12 protein-coding genes are annotated in these 17,059 nt (G+C 74.4%); 6 read left to right on the top strand and 6 right to left on the bottom strand.

What is annotated here, in order from left to right:
* Positions 1-6: 6 nt before the first annotated feature.
* Complete coding sequence (locus EDC50_RS08515) at positions 7-369, bottom strand: DUF6463 family protein (protein ID WP_123770052.1); 363 nt, start codon at positions 367-369, stop codon at positions 7-9.
* Positions 366-1,895 carry a phytoene desaturase family protein gene (locus EDC50_RS08510; protein ID WP_242003004.1) on the bottom strand — a complete coding sequence of 510 codons (1,530 nt, stop codon included), beginning with the start codon at positions 1,893-1,895 and terminating at the stop codon, positions 366-368. The genes EDC50_RS08515 and EDC50_RS08510 overlap by 4 nt, the downstream gene beginning before the upstream one ends.
* Positions 1,896-1,917: 22 nt before the next feature.
* Between EDC50_RS08510 and EDC50_RS08505 the strand changes: the two genes are divergently transcribed.
* Both EDC50_RS08505 and EDC50_RS08500 read left to right on the top strand, forming a co-directional pair.
* A complete protein-coding gene (locus EDC50_RS08505) occupies positions 1,918-2,535 on the top strand; it encodes a TetR/AcrR family transcriptional regulator (RefSeq protein WP_123770051.1) in 618 nt (205 codons plus the stop codon).
* 133 nt (positions 2,536-2,668) lie between these two features.
* Complete coding sequence (locus EDC50_RS08500) at positions 2,669-3,175, top strand: GNAT family N-acetyltransferase (protein ID WP_123770050.1); 507 nt, start codon at positions 2,669-2,671, stop codon at positions 3,173-3,175.
* Between the two features lie 214 nt (positions 3,176-3,389).
* Here EDC50_RS08500 and hemF read toward each other — a convergent pair whose 3' ends face one another.
* From hemF to EDC50_RS08485, 3 genes are all read right to left on the bottom strand, one after another.
* Positions 3,390-4,322: an oxygen-dependent coproporphyrinogen oxidase gene (gene hemF / locus EDC50_RS08495; RefSeq protein ID WP_123770049.1), complete on the bottom strand. Its 933-nt coding sequence runs from the start codon at positions 4,320-4,322 to the stop codon at positions 3,390-3,392.
* 82 nt (positions 4,323-4,404) lie between these two features.
* The gene (locus EDC50_RS08490) at positions 4,405-5,970 is read right to left on the bottom strand and encodes an acylphosphatase (protein WP_123770048.1); all 1,566 of its coding nucleotides are present in this window, start codon (positions 5,968-5,970) and stop codon (positions 4,405-4,407) included.
* Positions 5,971-6,077: 107 nt separating this feature from the next.
* Positions 6,078-8,435, bottom strand: coding sequence for a S9 family peptidase (locus EDC50_RS08485; RefSeq protein WP_123770047.1), 2,358 nt, complete (start codon positions 8,433-8,435; stop codon positions 6,078-6,080).
* A gap of 280 nt (positions 8,436-8,715) precedes the next feature.
* Between EDC50_RS08485 and EDC50_RS08480 the strand changes: the two genes are divergently transcribed.
* The 4 genes from EDC50_RS08480 to EDC50_RS08465 all read left to right on the top strand — a co-directional run bounded on the left by EDC50_RS08480 (position 8,716) and on the right by EDC50_RS08465 (position 14,983).
* Positions 8,716-10,137: a cytochrome ubiquinol oxidase subunit I gene (locus tag EDC50_RS08480; RefSeq protein ID WP_123770046.1), complete on the top strand. Its 1,422-nt coding sequence runs from the start codon at positions 8,716-8,718 to the stop codon at positions 10,135-10,137.
* Positions 10,137-11,150 carry a cytochrome d ubiquinol oxidase subunit II gene (gene cydB, locus EDC50_RS08475; RefSeq protein ID WP_123770045.1) on the top strand — a complete coding sequence of 338 codons (1,014 nt, stop codon included), beginning with the start codon at positions 10,137-10,139 and terminating at the stop codon, positions 11,148-11,150. Before EDC50_RS08480 ends, cydB begins: the two co-directional genes overlap by 1 nt.
* 241 nt (positions 11,151-11,391) lie before the next feature.
* Positions 11,392-11,661 carry a YcgL domain-containing protein gene (locus EDC50_RS08470; protein WP_123770044.1) on the top strand — a complete coding sequence of 90 codons (270 nt, stop codon included), beginning with the start codon at positions 11,392-11,394 and terminating at the stop codon, positions 11,659-11,661.
* Entirely contained in the window at positions 11,654-14,983 is a 3,330-nt protein-coding gene (locus EDC50_RS08465; protein ID WP_123770043.1) for an ankyrin repeat domain-containing protein, read from the top strand. Before EDC50_RS08470 ends, EDC50_RS08465 begins: the two co-directional genes overlap by 8 nt.
* An 81-nt stretch (positions 14,984-15,064) precedes the next feature.
* Here the strand turns inward: EDC50_RS08465 and EDC50_RS08460 are convergent, their stop codons facing one another.
* Entirely contained in the window at positions 15,065-16,888 is a 1,824-nt protein-coding gene (locus EDC50_RS08460) for a monovalent cation:proton antiporter-2 (CPA2) family protein (protein WP_123770042.1), read from the bottom strand.
* Positions 16,889-17,059: the final 171 nt, after the last annotated feature.

Genomic DNA, 17,059 nt, shown 5'->3' with positions numbered 1-17,059 from the left:
CGCCGCTCAGCCGCGGTGCCGGCTCCAGGCCCGGGCGAGCAGCGCCGCCGCCGGCGGCGCGAGCAACCACGCGCCGCTTTCCGGCAGCGCCGCGATGCTGGCCAGGGCCAGCAGCGCGAAGCCGAGGCTGGGCGCCCGCGGCGGCGGCGTGCCTCGCCGTTCCAGCCAGTCGGTCATGGCGCCGAACAGCGCGGTCAACAGCCCGGCGACGAGGAACCAGAACATCCGCGCGCGTTCCGGATCCGCATCGACCGCGCCGACCACGCCGTCGCCCACCACCGCCATGACCGCCGCGCGGTAGGCGAACAGGCCGTATCCGACGTGCAGCACGCCCACCGCGACGAGGCTGCGGCCGACCCAGCGCCTCATGCGCGCGCCCGCGGGCGCGCCAAGTCCTGCGCGGCGGCCGCCGCGGCCTGGATGCCGGAGAGGATCGCCGACGGAACCCCGTAGCCGGGAAAGGTGGTCTGGCCGGCCAGGTACAGCCCGGGCAGCGGGGTGCGATGCGGGAAGAAGCGGCCCGGCGACGCGCCCGGGGCGATACCGTACAGCGCGCCTTCGTGCAGATGCCGGTCGCGGGCGAAATCGACGGGATCGAGCACGCGCATCGCCTCGACCTCGAGCCCGGGCAGGCGCGCGCGCACCGCGGCCGTGTAGCGCGCCACCGTCGCGCGGGTCATCTCGCGCGTCCATTGCCCCGCCGAAGCGATGCCGCTCGCCGGCGCGTGCAGTTCGACGATCGTGCGGCCCGGCGGCGCCAGTTCGGGCAGCACCAAGGTCGGGCAGGTGTACGCCAGCCAGCGCGGCGTTTCGGCGCCGCCCTGATGCAGGCGCCCTTGCTCGCGCATCGATGGCACGTGGTTGACGATGAAGGCCTCGGCCCGTGCGCCGCCGGCGCCGCCGAGCTGGATCGCGACCGCGCGATGCGACAGCGGCGCCCGTCGCGCCCGCCGCGCCAGCGCCCGCGGCACCGCGTCGGCGGGCAGCAGGCGTTCGACCGCGGCGAAACCGGCGCACGTGGCGACCACCCCGTCGCAGCGCAGGCGTTCGCCGTCGGCGAGGATCACGCCGGATACGCCGTCGCGGCCGAGCTCGATGCGCTCGACCGCGCGGCCGCAGCGGACGTCGACCTGCGCCCGCCGCGCCGCGCGCAGCAGCGCCTGGCTGATCGCGCCCATGCCGCCGCGCGGCAGGTGGAAGCCCTCCTCCAGCAGCGCGACCAGGCCGACGATCTGCGTCGCCGGGATGCGCTCCGGCGCCATGCCGGTGTACAGCAGGGTGGAGGCGACCGCGGCCTGCAGGCCGGGATCGCGGAAGTGGCGGGCGATCAGGCGATCGACCGTGCCGGCCATGCGCGGCAGGTGGCGCCACAGGCGCGCGAGCGTGCGCAGCGCCGACGGCTCGGCCGGCAGCACCTGCTCGACGAGCGTGCGATAGATCGGCGCCCAGCGGCGCTGCAGCGCGGACAGGCCGTCCTGCAGCATCGCGGTGCGGGCCTGCGCATCCGCGCCTTCCACCTGCGAATCCCCGGCGCCGCCCAGCCGCACGACCGTGCCGTCGTCGAGGAAGGTCGCGTGCGGGCGGGCGATGCGCGCCAGCGCGACGTCCGCATCGAAGTCCAGGCCGAGGCGAGCGAACGCGGACCGCAGCAGCGAGGGCACGGCGACGTACACCGCGCCGTTGTTGAAGGTGTAGCCGCGCACCTCGACCGTGGAACAGCAGCCGCCGGCCGCCTCGCCCGCCTCCACCAGCACCACGTCCGCGCCGCTCTCGCGGCGCAGCGCCACGCTCGCCGCCAGGCCGGACAGCCCGGCCCCGATCACCACCACCGCCGGCCTCGCCATCGCGGCTTGCTCCTGCTCGACAATAATTGGACAATGTGCAAAATTTAACATTGTTCAATTTCCCGGACAAGCCATGACCGCCCTGTCACGCAAGCGCCAGCGCACCCGTACGCAGATCGCCGACGCGGCCGCGGCGCTGTTCGAACGCTACGGCTACGAGGCGGTGACGATGGAGCAGATCGCCGCCGAGGCCGGGGTCGCCCGCGGCACGCTGTACAACCACTTCGCGGTCAAGGAGGCCGTGCTGGCCGAATGGATGCACGCGCGCCTGGCCCAGGACCTGGCGCCGTTGATGGCGCAGGCCCTGGCGAAGCCGTCGTTCGCCGCGCGGGTCGCGACCGTGCTCGAAGCCTCGGCGCAATGGTGGGAGGACCACCGCCAGTACGCCGCGCCTTACCTCCGCTTCCGCTTCCAGGCGGTGCGCGACGGCGCCGGCGGCCACGACGGGTCGGACCTGGTCGCGGCGTACGCCGGTCTGATCGACGCGGCGCAGCGCAGCCGCGAGATCCGCGACGATGTCCCCCCCGTTCGCCTCGCCCGCTACCTGCACTTCCTCTACCTGTCCGCGCTGCTGGCATGGCTCGGCGACGCCGACGCTTCGCTGCAGGCGGAGTTCGCGCACGCGCTCGAGTTCTTCCTGCAGGGCGCGGCGTATCGCAAACCCATTCCCTCGCCGAAGGACGCCCGATGATCCGGTTCCCGACGATTCCCACCCGCGCCCTGCCGCGCCCCGCCGCGCGCGCGGCGGACCGGCTCCGCGCGGCTCCCGCCGCGCCGCACGAACGCCCGCGCGCCGTCCCCGGCCGCCCCGCGGAGGGCGCGCCGTGAGCCTGCCGATCCGCGCCGAACGGCCCGGCGAGGCCGACGCGATCGCGACGCTGATCGGCCGCGCGTTCGCGCTCGCGCCGTACAGCAGCGGGACCGAGGCGGCGATCGTCGCCGGGCTGCGCCGGGCCGGGGCGTTGAGCCTGTCGCTGGTGGCGGAGGACGAGGGCGCCATCGCCGGCTACCTCGCCGCCTCGGCGGTGGTCGTCTCCGGCGGCGCCGGCGGCTGGCACGGGCTCGGGCCGATCGCGGTCGCGCCCGAGAGGCAGCGGCGCGGGATCGGCGCGCGCCTGGTCGAGCGGGCGCTGGCGTCGCTGCGCGAATGCGGCGCCGCCGGCTGCGTCGTGCTCGGCGAACCGGACTACTACGGGCGCTTCGGCTTCCGCGCCGATCCGGACCTGGTGCTGCCCGGCGTCCCCGCCCGGTACTTCCAGGCGATCCGCTTCGCGGCGACGGGCTGCGCCGGCACGGTGGCCTACCACCCGGCGTTCGACGCGTCCGCCTGACCGGGCGGCACGCGCCACGCCGCGCCGCGCACCGCCGGTTGGAGCGTGCGGCGGGCGCCGCCGCGCGCCTCGCAGGCCGGCTGCGCGTGCCGTGCGGCGGCGGCCGGGTGCGCATTCGGCTTCCACCCGGCGGCGTTGCCAGGCCGGGGCGGCCGCCGGATCCCGTGCCCGCTCGCGCCGGCCTCGGCCACGGCGCGGGAGTACCGCGACTGGATCAGCCGCCCGCCTCCCGCAGCCAGTCGCGCGGGCGCAGGTAGTCGGCCAGGCGCGCCTCCGCGCTGCCGGGTTCGGGCGCGTAGCCGTACTCCCAGCGCACCAGCGGCGGCAGGCTCATCAGGATCGACTCGGTGCGGCCGCCGGACTGCAGGCCGAACAGGGTGCCGCGGTCGAACACCAGGTTGAACTCGACGTAGCGGCCGCGCCGGTACAGCTGGAACCGGCGTTCGCGCTCGCCGTACGGGGCGTGCTTGCGGCGTTCGACGATCGGCAGGTAGGCGTCGAGGAAGCCGTCGCCGACCGCGCGCAGGTAGGCGAAGTCGCGCTCGAAGTCCTCGTGCAGGTCGTCGAAGAACAGCCCGCCGACGCCGCGCGTCTCGCCGCGATGCCGGAGGAAGAAGTACTCGTCGCACCAGCGCTTGTGCGCGTCGTAGCGCGCCTGCCCGCCGAACGGTTCGCACAGCGCGCGCGCGGTGCGGTGCCAGTGCAGCACGTCCTCGTCGAACGGATAGAACGGGGTCAGGTCGAAGCCGCCGCCGAACCACCACGCGACGGTTTCGCCGTCGCGCATGGCGCGGAAGTGGCGGACGTTGGCGTGGGTGCTCGGCAGATACGGATTGCGCGGATGGAACACCAGCGACACGCCGACCGCGCGCCACGCCGCGCCGGCCAGCTCCGGCCGCGCCGCGCTCGCCGACGGCGGCAGCGTGCTGCCGGACACGTCGGAGAAGCCGATCCCGGCCTGCTCGAACACCGCGCCCTCGCGCAGCACGCGGGTGCGGCCGCCGCCGCCCTCGGCGCGGGTCCAGGCGTCCTCGCGGAAGCGCGCGGCGCCGTCGGCCCGCTCGATCGCGGCGCAGATGCGGTCCTGCAGGGAAACGAGATAGTGGTGGACGGCGTCGAAATCGGCGGCGGGTGCGGCGGCGTTCATGGCGCGCATTCTACGGCGCGCACACGCTCGGGGCGCCCGCAGGCGCCCCGGTTGCGACTCGCCGGCGTGCGGCAGCCGCCGCTCACTCCATGCCGGCGTCTTCCTCGCCGTCGCCGCCGGCTTCCTGCGCTTCCAGCTCCTCGGCGGCCTGGCGCAGCGCGTTGGCGAAGCCGAGCAGCTCCCACTGGGTGGTTTCGAGCACGTCGCAGGCGACGTGGCGCGCGTCCTTGGCGCAGAGCTTGTGCAGGTCCTCCGGCACGCTCTCGTCGCCGCCTTCGGAATAGACCTGGCGCAGGTTCTCGCAGCCGACGCGCACGCCCTGCCGGCACAGCTTCAGGTACTGGGCCTTGGCCCCGGCCCAGTCGCCGTCCAGCGCCAGCTGGTTGCCGAGGCTGTTGCAGCCGTGCAGGTTGCCGCGCTGGCAGCAGGCCTCGGCGTCGCCTTCCTTCAGCACCGGGCAGTCCAGCGCCAGCGGCTTTTCCTTGTAGGCCACCGGCGGCGCGCAGCGGCCGGCCTTGCCCTGCGCCTCGTACACGGCGAACCGGTTCCAGCTGTCGACGCCGAGCAGGCGCCCGCCCGCCACCGGCTTCAGCACGAAGTCGCCGCCCTTGTCGTGGCGGATGCGGATGTCGCCGTTCTCGATCCGCGCGCGCAGTACCGTCGCGGCGCCGGCTTCGACCAGGCCGCGATCGCCGAAATTGAGGTCGCCGATCAGGCCGTTGCCGGCATAGGCGCCGCAGGGCAGGGCCTTGGCCGGCTTGGCGGCGAGCGCGGCGGCGTCCAGGCCGGCCAGCGGCGCGGCCAGCTCGCAGGCCTGCGGATCGCCGCCGCGTTCGCAGGCGACCTGCAGCGCGTCGCGCGCCGGCAGGTAGCGGCCGCCGTCCCACAGCGCCTCGGCCGCCTTGTTGCAGACCGCGGCCGAGCCGTCGCGCGCGCACAGCGCCGGCAGCGCGTCCAGCCGCGCCGCCGGCAGCGGCTTGGGATCGGAGTTGAGCTCGCCGGCGATGTCGGCCAGCTCCTTCGCCATGATCTGGCCGAACGCCTCCTTGGCCGCCTGCTCGCAGGCCTGCGCATCGAACTGGCGGGTGCCTTCCTTGCACACCGCCGGTTCCGGGAACTCCGCCTCGTAGGAGCGCTTCCTCGCCTCGTCTCCGGACGGAGCCCAACCGTCGATCATCCGCACGCAGGCGAACGACATGCCCTCCTCGCACCAGCCGCGCAGGGCGTCGGCATCGGCGTCGTCGCGCTCGAAGCAGGCGGCGAGGTCGGCGCGGCACTCGCCCGGCGGCGGCAGCCGCACCGGCTGGCAGGCCGCGGCCTCGGCGAGGCGGTAGCTGCCGTCCATGCCCTCCTGCGCGCGCAGCTGCTTGCCGCCGCGTTCGAGCTTGTACTCGCTGGCGTGGCCGTCGTCGAGATCGTACAGATACAGGCGCTTGCCCCGGGCCTGGTAGAGGTAGCGCTGCGGCGCCCGTTCGGGTGCGCGCACCAGCGCCTGTTGTTCGTTGAGCACGACCAGCGTGCGCTGGTCGTCCGCGTCGGTGCTGCGGTATTCGCCGCAGGCCAGCGGCGCGGCGGCGTGCGCCTGCGCGGCGAAGCCGAGCGCGAGCGCGCCGCCGAGGGCGAGGAAGAGCCTGTCCAATGCATCCATGTCGTCGTCCGGGTAGCGAGTGGGGTTCCGATAAAAAAAGCGCCGGGCGAGCGGCCCGGCGCCTGCATTCTAGCAATCCGGCGCGCGTTGGCCGCGCCGGCGCGCCATCACTTCAAGGTGCGCTCGAACAGCTCGTAGATGCGGCGGTACTCGTCGTACCAGCTGTCCGGGTGGACGAAGGAGTGCCGCTCCATCGGGTAGGGCGCGAGCTCCCACTTGTCCTTGCGCAGCTCGATCAGGCGCTGCGCCAGCATCACCGAGTCCTTGAAGAACACGTTGTCGTCGATCATGCCGTGGGCGATCAGCAGGTGGTCCTGCAGCCTGTCGGCGTACTCGATCGGCGAGGAGCGCTTGTACGCCTCCGGGTCCAGCGTCGGCGTGTTGAGGATGTTGCTGGTGTACTCGTGGTTGTACTGCGACCAGTCGGTCACCGGCCGCAGCGCGGCGCCGGCCTTGAACGTGCCGGGCGCGCGGAACAGCGCCATGAACGTCATGAAGCCGCCGTAGGAGCCGCCGTAGATGCCGGCGCGGTCGCGGTCGCCCTGCTTGTTCGCGGCCAGCCAGTCCAGGCCGTCCAGGTAGTCCTCCAGCTCCGGGTGGCCCATCTGCCGGTAGATCGCGGTGCGCCAGTCGCGGCCGTAGCCCTCGCTGGCGCGGTAGTCGAGGTCGAGCACGATGTAACCCTGCTGCACCAGCAGGTTGTGGAACATCTGCTCGCGGAAGTAGTTCGGATAGCGGTCGCTGACGTTCTGCAGGTAGCCGGCGCCGTGCACGAACATCACGACCGGGTACTTGCGGCCCGGCTCCGGGTTCTTCGGGCCGTAGAACTTGCCCCAGATCGTGCCGGCGCCGTGCTTGCTCGGCACCTGCACGTACTCGGGCTCGATCCACTCGCGCGCCTTGAACTGCGGCGTGCGGGTGTCGGTCAGTTGGACCAGGCCGCTGCCGTCGGCGTTCAGCACCGCCAGCTGCGGCGGCAGGTAGCTGTCGGAATGGCGCACCAGCAGCTTGCCGCCGTCGGGCGACAGGGCGAAGTCCTCGACCCCGTCGAGCGCGGTCACCTCGCGCACCGCGCCGCCGTCGCGGTCGACCGCGCAGACCTCGTAGTCGCCCGGCCAGCTGCGGTTGCAGACGAAGTAGAAGGTGCGGCCGTCGGCGCCGAGCTGCGGCGCCGACACCTCCCACTTGCCGGAGGTCAGCGCGCGGGTGCGGCCGTTCTCGTTGAGGTACAGGTGCGACCAGCCGCTGCGCTCGGACAGGAACCACAGCGCGCCGTCGGGGGTCCAGCCGAAGTCGTTGAAGTTCCAGTTGATCCAGGCCGCGTCGGTGAGGCGGTCGCGCGGCACCAGGCGCCCCTTGGCCAGGTCGACGCCGGCGATCCAGCGGTCCTTGTTGTCGATCGCGCGCACCAGCACGGCGACGTTGCGGCCGTCCATGCTCCAGTGGATCGCCGGGCCGGTGCCGTCGCCGTCGGTCTCGATCCGCACCGGGCGCTCGCCCTCGAGCGGCTCCTGCTTGGCCGCCTTGCGCAGCGCCGCGAGCGGGTCGTCGCCGATCCCGGGCAGCGCGTCGAACTTCAGCTCGCTGGTCTTGCCGTTCGCCACGTCGACCAGCCACAGCTTGTGCGGCAGCGGCGGGTTGCGCCCGACCCGCGTGCGCACTTCCTCGAACTCCTCGTAGCCCGATTCGGTGACGTACTTGGGCATCTTGCCGCCTTGGCCGGCGTCGCCGTTCTTCGGCTCGGTCACCACCAGCAGCCAGGCGCCGTCGGGCGAGAGCGCGCTGTCGACGATCTTGACCTCGTCGCCGAGGTAGACCGGCGCCGGGGCGCGGGTCGGGTCGGCGCGGCGCCACTGTTCCTCCTGCGCGCGCAGCGCCTCGCGGCGCTCGCGCTCGCCGCGCAGGGTGGCGATCATCGCCAGCTGGCGCTCGCGCAGGTCGTCCGCCTTCGGCGGCGCGGCCGGGTCCTTCTCCGCCTTGACCAGCGCGGCCTGGGCCACGCCCTGGCCGGCGCGCCACCGGTACCAGTCGTTGCCGGCGCGGAACACCAGGTCGCCGTAGAGGCTCCACTGCGGGCGCGACTCGGCGGCGTCGGTGCGCGTCACCTGGGTCAGCGCGCCGCTGCGCAGGTCGCGCACGAACACGTCGCCGTTGCGCACGAAGGCCATGCGCGCGCGCTGCGCGTCGTAGGCCGGCGCGGCCGCGTCGAGGTCGGCGCGCGCGGCGCCGTCGACCACCGCGGCGGCGCCGCCGTCGACCGGCTGCTGCCAGGTGTCGCGGATGTTGCTGCCGGCGCGCTTGAGCGCGTACTGCACGCGGCGGCCGTCCCAGGCCCACCACGCCCGCTCCACGGGCGGGCCGATCCAATCGGGATCGGCCATGGTCTGGTCCAGCGTGATCGGCGTCTGCGCGTGCGCGGCGGGAGCGAGGAGGGCGAAGGCGAGGGCAAGCGTGGTTGGGCGCATGGAGGGACGATGGATTGCGGAAGGGACGCCCGCTCTTCCCTGGCTCGCAGGGACGCCGGGAGAGGCGAAGTGGATCGCCGCGATCGCGCGTCGGATCGCCGATGTGCGCTTCACCCTCCGGCCCTCCCCGCTGCGCCGGGAGGGAGCGAAAGCCGGCGCAGGGTAGCAGGGCGCGGCGCCATCGGCTTGGGCTATCGGTCATGCCCGGTGGTCGTTTTGTCCAATTAACGCGCCGCGGCGCAGGCTATAGGCTGCCGCCGGCGAATCGGGAGCATCGACCGTGGATGCATTGCTGTTGTCGCGGATCCAGTTCGGCTTCGTGGTGTCGTTCCACATCCTGTTCCCGGCCTTCACCATCGGCCTGGCGAGCTGGCTGGCCTTCGTCGAATGGCGCTGGCTGCGCACCCGCGACCCCCTGTGGCGCGACCTGTTCTTCTTCTGGACCAAGATCTTCGCCGTGTCCTTCGGCATGGGCGTGGTCTCCGGCATCGTGATGAGCTTCCAGTTCGGCACCAACTGGGCGGTGCTCAGCGAACGCGCCGGCAACGTGCTCGGGCCGCTGCTCAGCTACGAGGTGCTGACCGCGTTCTTCCTGGAGGCGACCTTCCTCGGCGTGATGCTGTTCGGCTGGAACCGGGTCAGCGAGAAGCTGCATTTCCTCGCCACCTGCATGGTCGCGCTGGGCACGCTGATCTCGGCGTTCTGGATCCTCTCCGCCAACAGCTGGATGCAGACGCCGCAGGGGCACGCGATCGTCGACGGCGTGTTCCACCCGGTCGACTGGTGGGCGATCGTGTTCAACCCGTCGTTCCCGTACCGGCTGGCGCACATGGTGCTGGCGGCGTTCATCACCACCTGCTTCGTGATCGGCGGCGTGTCGGCCTCGTACCTGCTGCGCGGCGCCCACCTGGACGCGGCGCGGCGCATGCTCAAGGCCTCGGTGCTGTTCGCCGCGATCGCGGTGCCGGCGCAGGTCGTGGTCGGCGACCTGCACGGGCTGAAGGTGCGCGACTACCAGCCGGTCAAGCTCGCGGCGATGGAGGCGCACTGGGAGCACAAGCCCAAGGGCGAAGGCGTGCCGCTGGTGCTGTTCGCCGTGCCCAACGAGGCCGGGGAACGCAACGACCACGAGATCGCGATCCCGCGGCTGGGCAGCCTGATCCTCACGCACAGCCTCGATGGCGAGATCCCGCCGCTGAAGGCGGTGCCGCCAGGCGAGCGGCCGCCGGTGGCGCCGGTGTTCTACGCGTTCCGGGTGATGGTCGGGCTCGGCCTGGCGATGCTGGCGCTGGCGCTGGCGTCGCTGTGGGCGTGGCGGCGCGGGCGCCTGTTCGAATCGCGCGCGGTGCTGCAGGGCTGGCGCTGGATGACGCTGTCGGGCTTCGTCGCGATCCTCGCCGGCTGGTACGTGGTCGAGATCGGCCGCCAGCCGTACGTGGTCTACGGCCTGCTGCGCACCGCCGACGCGGTCAGCCCGATCCTGCGCGCCCCCAGCGTGCTGGCCTCGCTGATCGTCTACGTGCTGGTGTACGCGGTGGTGTTCGGCGCCGGCACCTGGTACCTGCGGCGGCTGGTGCGCAAGGGGCCGGTGCCGCACGAGCCGCCGCCGCGCAGCGAGCACGGCGAGCGCACCCCGGCGCGGCCGCTGTCGGCGCCGGAGGAAAGCCTCGAAGACGAGGCTGCGGCGCGGGAGGGCGCGTGATGGACCTGCAGACCGCGCTGCCGGTGGTGTGGTTCGGCGTGATCGGCTTCGGCGTGCTGATGTACGTGCTGCTGGACGGCTTCGTCCTCGGCCTGGGCATCCTGGCGCCGTTCTCCGAGAACGAGCGCCAGCTCGACCAGATGATGAACACCGCCGCGCCGATCTGGGACGGCAACGAGACCTGGCTGGTGCTCGGCGGCGCCGGGTTGCTGGCGGCGTTCCCGAAGGCCTATGCGGTGGTGCTGTCGGGCCTCTACCTGCCGGTGCTGCTGATGGTGATCGCGCTGGTGTTCCGCGGCGTCGCCTTCGAGTTCCGCTTCAAGGCCCAGCGCAGCAAGCCGGCCTGGGGCGCCGCCTTCGCCCTGGGCTCGATGCTGACCGCGTTCGCCCAAGGCGTGATCCTCGGCGCGCTGGTCGAGGGCATGCCGCTGCGCGAGGGCAAGTACGTGGCCGGCGCGTTCGGCTGGTTCAGCCCGTTCTCGATGCTGACCGGCGTCGCGCTGATGTTCGGCTACGCGCTGCTCGGCTCGACCTGGCTGATCCTGAAGACCGAGGGGCGGCTGCAGCAGATCGCGCGCACCCTGGCGCGGCCGCTGGTGCTGGTGGTGGTCGCGTTCATGGGCCTGGTCAGCGCCTGGCTGCCGTTCCTGGACTCGCGGATCATGGCGCGCTGGTTCGAAGGCGGGAATTTCTGGTGGCTGGCGCCGGTGCCGCTGCTGGCGCTGCTCAACGCGTTCGCGCTGTGGCGCGCGGCGTGCCGGGAGGGCCGCGACATGGCGCCGTTCCTGCTCACCCTGAGCTTCTTCTTCCTCGGCTTCGTCGGCCTGGTGCTGGGCCTCTGGCCGTACATCGTGCCGCCGGGCCTGACCATCTGGGAGGCGGCATCGCCCGCGGTCTCGCAGGGCTTCGTCCTGGTCGGGGTGGTCGTGCTGCTGCCGGCGATCCTCGGCTACACCTACTGGTCGTACCGGGTGTTCCGCGGCAAGGTCGCGGATGCCGGCTACCGGCATTGAGCGGGGAAGCGCGGGGGGAAGGAACGGGTAGCCAAACGAGAAGCGGGAAGCGGCGAGGAACGCGAGAGGAAGTCGCCGCGCCGCCCTCCCGTTCCAGGTTCCCCCCCTCCGGTTCCTCCCGCGGTGACGCCGGCGCCCGCGCCGTCCAGCTTCAGCTTCCCGCCGCCCAATCCCGGATCGCCGCGGGTATGCTGTGCGCGAGATCACGCCGCGCCTTCCCCCGGGCGCGCTGCCCCGAGCGATGCAAGCCTACGTCTACAAGAGCCTCCGCAAGGCCGACACCTACGTCTATCTCGCCGCGCGCGACGACTTCGCGCGCCTGCCCGAGCCACTGCGCACGCAACTGGGCCGGCTGCAGTTCGTGCTCGAAGTGGCGCTGACGCCCGAGCGCAAGCTCGCCCGCGAGGACGCGGCGGTGGTGCGCGCGAACCTGGCCGCGCGCGGCTTCCATCTGCAGTTCCCGCCGACCGCGCACGATCCGTTGACCGAGGACTGGGGCCCCGATGCCTGAGCCGACGCGTCCGCGCGCCGCCGCCGCTCGCGCGCTGCCCTGGGCCGGGCTGGCGGCCGCCGCCGGCCTGTTGCTGAGCCTGCTCGCCGGGTTCGGCGGTGCCGTGGCCGCGCTCGCCGGCACCCTGGCGCAGCCGGCCTATGCGCTGGCGCTGCGCGGGCTGCGCGACCGCGACGCGACGGGGCACGCCGCCTGGCGCCGCGACGGCTTGGCGCTGGCCGGGCTGTGGGCGGCGGCGGTGGCCGGCTTCGGCCTGGCCGCGGCCTGGCCGCTGGCGGCGTTGCTGCGCACCGGCTCGCTCGGCGCCGCGCTCGGCCTGAGCGCGGCGGTCGGCCTGGCCCTGCTCGCGCTGTGGCGGCTGTGGCCGCTGTGGCGCGGGTTGGAACGCGAGGGCGGGCCGTTGCGCGAACATTGGCAGGCGCTGCCGGCGTTGGACCTGGGCGCGTGGCGCGGGCTCGGCGTGGCGGCGGCGGTGCTGGCGCCCGCCGCGGCGATCGTGCTGCTGGCCTGGCCGGGCCTGCTCGCGGGCGGCGTGCGATGGGCCCTGGCCGCGGCGCTGGCGCTGCTCGCGCCGGCGCTGCACCTGTGGCTGCAGCGGGTCGCGCCGGCCGAACCGCTGCCGGGCTTCGCCGCGCTCGACGCCGCCGACTCCGCGATCGACGCGCCGCCGCCCGGCCTCGACGAGCCGCTGGAACCCGCGCTCTACGCCGCCGCGCGCGCCGGCCGGGTCGACCGCGCGCTGGAACTGATCGAACTCGGCGCCGACGTGGACGCGCCGCCGCCGGCCGAGGACCGCGACCAGCGCAGCCTCGCCGTGCTCGCCGCGGTGCTGCCGGACCTGCGCCTGCTGCGCGCGCTGATCGCCCGCGGCGTCGACCTCAACGCCGCCCACGCCGGCATGACCCCGCTGCTGGCCGCGACCCGCGACAGCTGGCACGGCCGGCCCGAGGCGGTGATGACCCTGCTCGCCAACGGCGCCGACCCGCGCCTGACCGATGCCGAGGGCAACACCCCGTTGCATCATGCGGCGCGCAGCACCGACCCCGGCGTGGCCGCGCTGCTGCGCGACGCCGCGGCCGAGCTCGATCCGCTCAACCGCGACGGCCTGTCGCCGCTGGGCGTGGCCTGTTCGGTCGGCAACTGGCGCCTGGCCAAGTTCCTGCTCGAGCGCGGCGCCAAGCCGGAACCGGCGGGCGGCCAGCCGGCACTGCTCGCCGCGGCCGGCGGCGAGGAGGACGACCCGGCCGGCGTCAACCTGCTGCTCAAGTTCCGGGCCAAGGTCGATGCCCGCGACGCGCGCGGCCGCAGCGCCCTGCACGAGGCCGCCCATGCCGGGCACGCGGAGATCGCCGCCGCCCTGCTCGCCGCCGGCGCCGACGCCGATGCGCGCGACGGCGAAGGCCGCACGCCGCTGCTGGAGGCGGCGCACGGCGGCCACCTGGCGGTGCTCGAACGCCTGCTCGAACACCTGCCGCGCGGCGGCGCCGATGCCGCCGCCGCGGTCGATGCGCGCGGCCGCAGCGCCCTGCTGCTGGCCTGCCAGGGCGAGCGCGCGAGCCCGGCGCTGGTGCAGAAGCTGCTCGCGCTCGGCGTCGATCCGGAACGGCGCGACGCCGAAGGCAAGCGCGCGGTCGACCGCGCCGCCGAGGCCGGGCGCTGGGCGCTGGTGAGCGCGCTCGATCGCGCCTACCCGCTGCCCGCGGCGCTGACCGACGAATTCGGCGACGCCGCGGACCTCGACGCGCCGCTGCCCGACCGCGCCCCAGCCGAGCTGCTGCGCGAGGGCCTGCGCGACGGCCGCGGCGAGGAGCTGCGCGGCCTCGCCCGGCTGCTGTCGCCGGCCGAGCTCGGCGCGCTGCTGCACGAGGCGGACGCGCTCGCGGCGCCGGCGCGGATCGACTGGCTGCTGGCGCAGGGCGCCGATGCCGAGGCGCGCGACGCCGCCGGCGACACCCCGCTGTTCGCCCTGCTCGGCCGCGGCCGGCCGGCGTTGCCCGCGCTGCAGGCCTTGCTGCGGCGCGGCCTGTCGCCCGCCGGCGCCGGTGGCCTGGCCCGCTTCCTCGGCGCCTGCTGCACCGGCGGTGCCGCCGCGCGCGAACTGGAGCCGGTGGCGCTGGAGCTGCTCGAGCGCGGCGCCGACCCGTTCGCGCCGTCGCCGGCCGGCGACCCGCCGCTGACCCTGGCGGTGCGGCTGGGCTGGGCGCGCCTGTTCGAACGCCTGCTCGCCGCCGGCGCCGACCCGGACGTGCGCGACGGCCACGGCATGAGCGCGCTGCACCTGGCCGCGGCGCTCGGCCGCGACGGCATGCTCCGGCGTCTGGTCGCCGCGGGCGCGGCGCCGGACCTGCGCGCCGCCGACGGGCAGACGCCGCTGGGCGTGGCCCTGGCCTCCGGCCGGCGCGACCTGGCCGACTGGCTCGACTGGCGCGGCTGGCCGCTGCCGCGCCGTCCGCTGCGCGAGCCCGACGTGCCCGCGGCGGCGATCGTCGGCGACGCCGACGCGGTGCGCCGCCTGCTCGAGCTCGGCCTGCCGGTCGACGCCACCGACGCGCAGGGCTGCACCGCGCTGCTGCGCGCGGCCGGCGGCGGCCACCGCGCCGTGGTCGACCTGCTGCTCGCGCGCGGCGCCGACCCGACCCGCGCCGCCGCGTCCGGCGCCACGCCGCTGTCGGCGGCGGTGAGCATGCGCCACGTCGAGATCGTCGATCGCCTGCTCGCCGCCGGCGCGCCGCTGGAGCAGCGCCTGCCCGGCGGCCTGACCGTGCTGATGGTCGCCAGCGCGCTCGGCCTGACCGACCTGGCCGCGCGCCTGCTCGCCGCCGGCGCCGACATCCACGCCTGCGACGCGCAGGGCCGCCAGGCGCTGCACTGCGCGGCGATGTACGGCTTCGGCGCGCGCGAGCGCTCGCGCCTGGTCGCGCTGTTCGACACCCTGCTGCTGGCCGGCGCCGAGCCGGACCGCGCCGCCGGCGGCGCCACGCCGCTGCTGCTGCTGCTGGGCGCGCGCGCCGAGCCCGGCACCGCCGCCGACGAGGAGGTGCTGATCGCCGGCCTGCAGCTGCTGATCGACAACGACGCCTCGCTCGACGCGCAGGACCCGCGCGGCTTCGGCCCGCTGCACCTGGCCGCGCTGCACGGCCTGCTGCGGACGGTGCAGTTCCTGCTGCGCGCCGGCGCCGACCCGGATCGCCGCGACACCCTCAACCGCACCCCGCGCGAGATCGCGGTGATGCGCGGCTTCGTCGACATCGCCGCCGAATTCGCGCCGCCGGCACCGGAGCAGGGCGTGTCGATGGCGCGCTTCCTGCGCGAACCGCGCTGAAGCGGGCGATCAGGAAACAGGCGCCAGGGTGGGGAACGCGGGCGCGGCGGCGCCTGCGTCCCGTTCCCCGCCTCCCGTTTCTCAGCTCTCGCTCTTCGCCTCCCGCTCCTCGCGCGCGATCTCGCCCAGCAGGCCCTCGCCGCGGTCGGCGTCGAACAGCTGCTCCAGCTCGCGCCGCGCCTCGGCCGCGGACTGCGCCAGCGCGGTCTCGTCGTCGTGGATCAGGTACTGCGCGTTGAGCAGGCGTTCGTCGTGCTCGCGGAAGCGCTTGGCGTGGTCGTGGGCGACGTCCTCGGGCAGGCCCAGTTCGACCAGCACCTGCTCGCCGATCCGCAGGCTGGAATGGAAGGTCTCGCGGACCGCGTGCGCGCCCAGGTCCATCAGCTCCCAGGCATGGCGGCGGTCGCGCGCCCGCGCCAGCACCTTCGCGCGCGGGTACAGGCGGCGGATCGCCCGCACCGTGCGCACGTTGTCGGCGACGTTGTCGATCGCGACCACGAACACCTTGACCTCCGCCGCGCCGGCCGAGCGCAGCAGCTCGGCGCGCGCCGGATCGCCGTAGTACACCGGGTTGCCGAAGCGGCGCACGAAGTCGACCTGGTCGGCGCTGTGCTCGATGCCGATGAAGCGGATCTTCTGCGCCACCAGCAGGCGCGCGACGATCTGGCCGAAACGGCCGAAGCCGGCGATCAGCACCTGCGGCTGGTGGTCGGGGATCGCATCGTAGGCGCGCGGCGGCGCCTTGCCCGCGCCGCGTTCGATCGCGCGCGTCACCAGCGACAGCAGCGGCGGGGTGAGCGCCATCGACAGGCCGACCGCGGCGACCAGCCGCGCGCGCAGCGCGGCGTCGATCAGCCCGGCCTTGAGCGCTTCGTTGAACACCACGAACGCGAATTCGCCGCCCAGCGCCAGCACCGCGCCCAGCTGCAGCGCCTCGCGGCGGTCGAGCCCGCCCGGGCGCAGCCCGACCGCGTACAGCAGCGCGAACTTGACCGCCATCAGTCCCAGCACCAGCGCGCACATCGGCAGCGGCTCGGCCGCGACCAGGCGCAGGTCGATGGTCATGCCGACCGCCATGAAGAACAGGCCCAGCAGCAGGCCCTTGAACGGGTCGAGCTGCGCTTCCAGCTCGTGCCGGTACTGCGAGTCGGCCAGCAGCACCCCGGCCAGGAACGCGCCCAGGCCCGCCGACAGCCCGGCGCTCTGCATCAGCCAGGCGGTGCCGAGCACGGTCAGCAGCGCCGCGCCGGTGAACACCTCCGGCATCTGCGTGCGCGCCACCGCGCGGAACAGGTAGCGCAGCAGCACGCGCCCGCCCAACGCCACCAGCGCGATCGCCAGCACCGCCTTGGCCGCGACCCGCCAGTCCATCCCGGCGTCCGGCGCCTGCGCCAGGCCGAGCAGCGGGATCGCCGCCAGCAGCGGGATCGCGGCCAGGTCCTGGAACAGCAGGATCGCGAACGCAAGCCGGCCGTAGTCCGCGGTCAGCGCCTTGCGCTCGGACAGCAGCTGCAACCCCACCGCGGTCGACGACAGCGCCAGGCCGAGGCCGATCACCAGCGCGGTCTTCCAGCCCAGGCCGAGGAACATCGCCGCCGCGCCCAGCGCCAGCCCGGACAGCGCCACCTGCGCGCCGCCGGCGCCGAACACCGGCTTGCGCATCACCCGCAACCGCGCCGGCGACAGCTCCAGGCCGATCACGAACAGCATCATCACCACGCCGATCTCGGACGCGGCCAGCACCTTGTCGGCGTTGGGCACCAGCTTGAGCCCGTACGGCCCCAGCGCCACGCCGGCGGCGAGATAGCCCAGCACCGCGCCCAGCCCGAAGCGCCGGAACACCGGCACCGCGATCACCGCGGCCAACAGGAACACCAACGCCAATTCGAGACCGCCGCCGTGCATCGCCACCTCCGAGTCTGCCGCGATTATGCCGCCCCGGGCGCGGGCTCTTGCAGCGGTGGCGCCAACGACCGCTCGGAACCGGTGCGCGAAGACCGAAGCGGACGAGCGGTTCGCCTGCAACGGCCTCAGGCCCGAGGTGTCGCCGGCGCCAGGCGCAACCCGGCGGCGGCC

This window comes from Vulcaniibacterium tengchongense (assembly GCF_003814555.1).
In the GTDB taxonomy this organism is placed as follows: domain Bacteria; phylum Pseudomonadota; class Gammaproteobacteria; order Xanthomonadales; family Xanthomonadaceae; genus Vulcaniibacterium; species Vulcaniibacterium tengchongense.
This window is presented reverse-complemented; position numbering and strand designations above follow the sequence as displayed.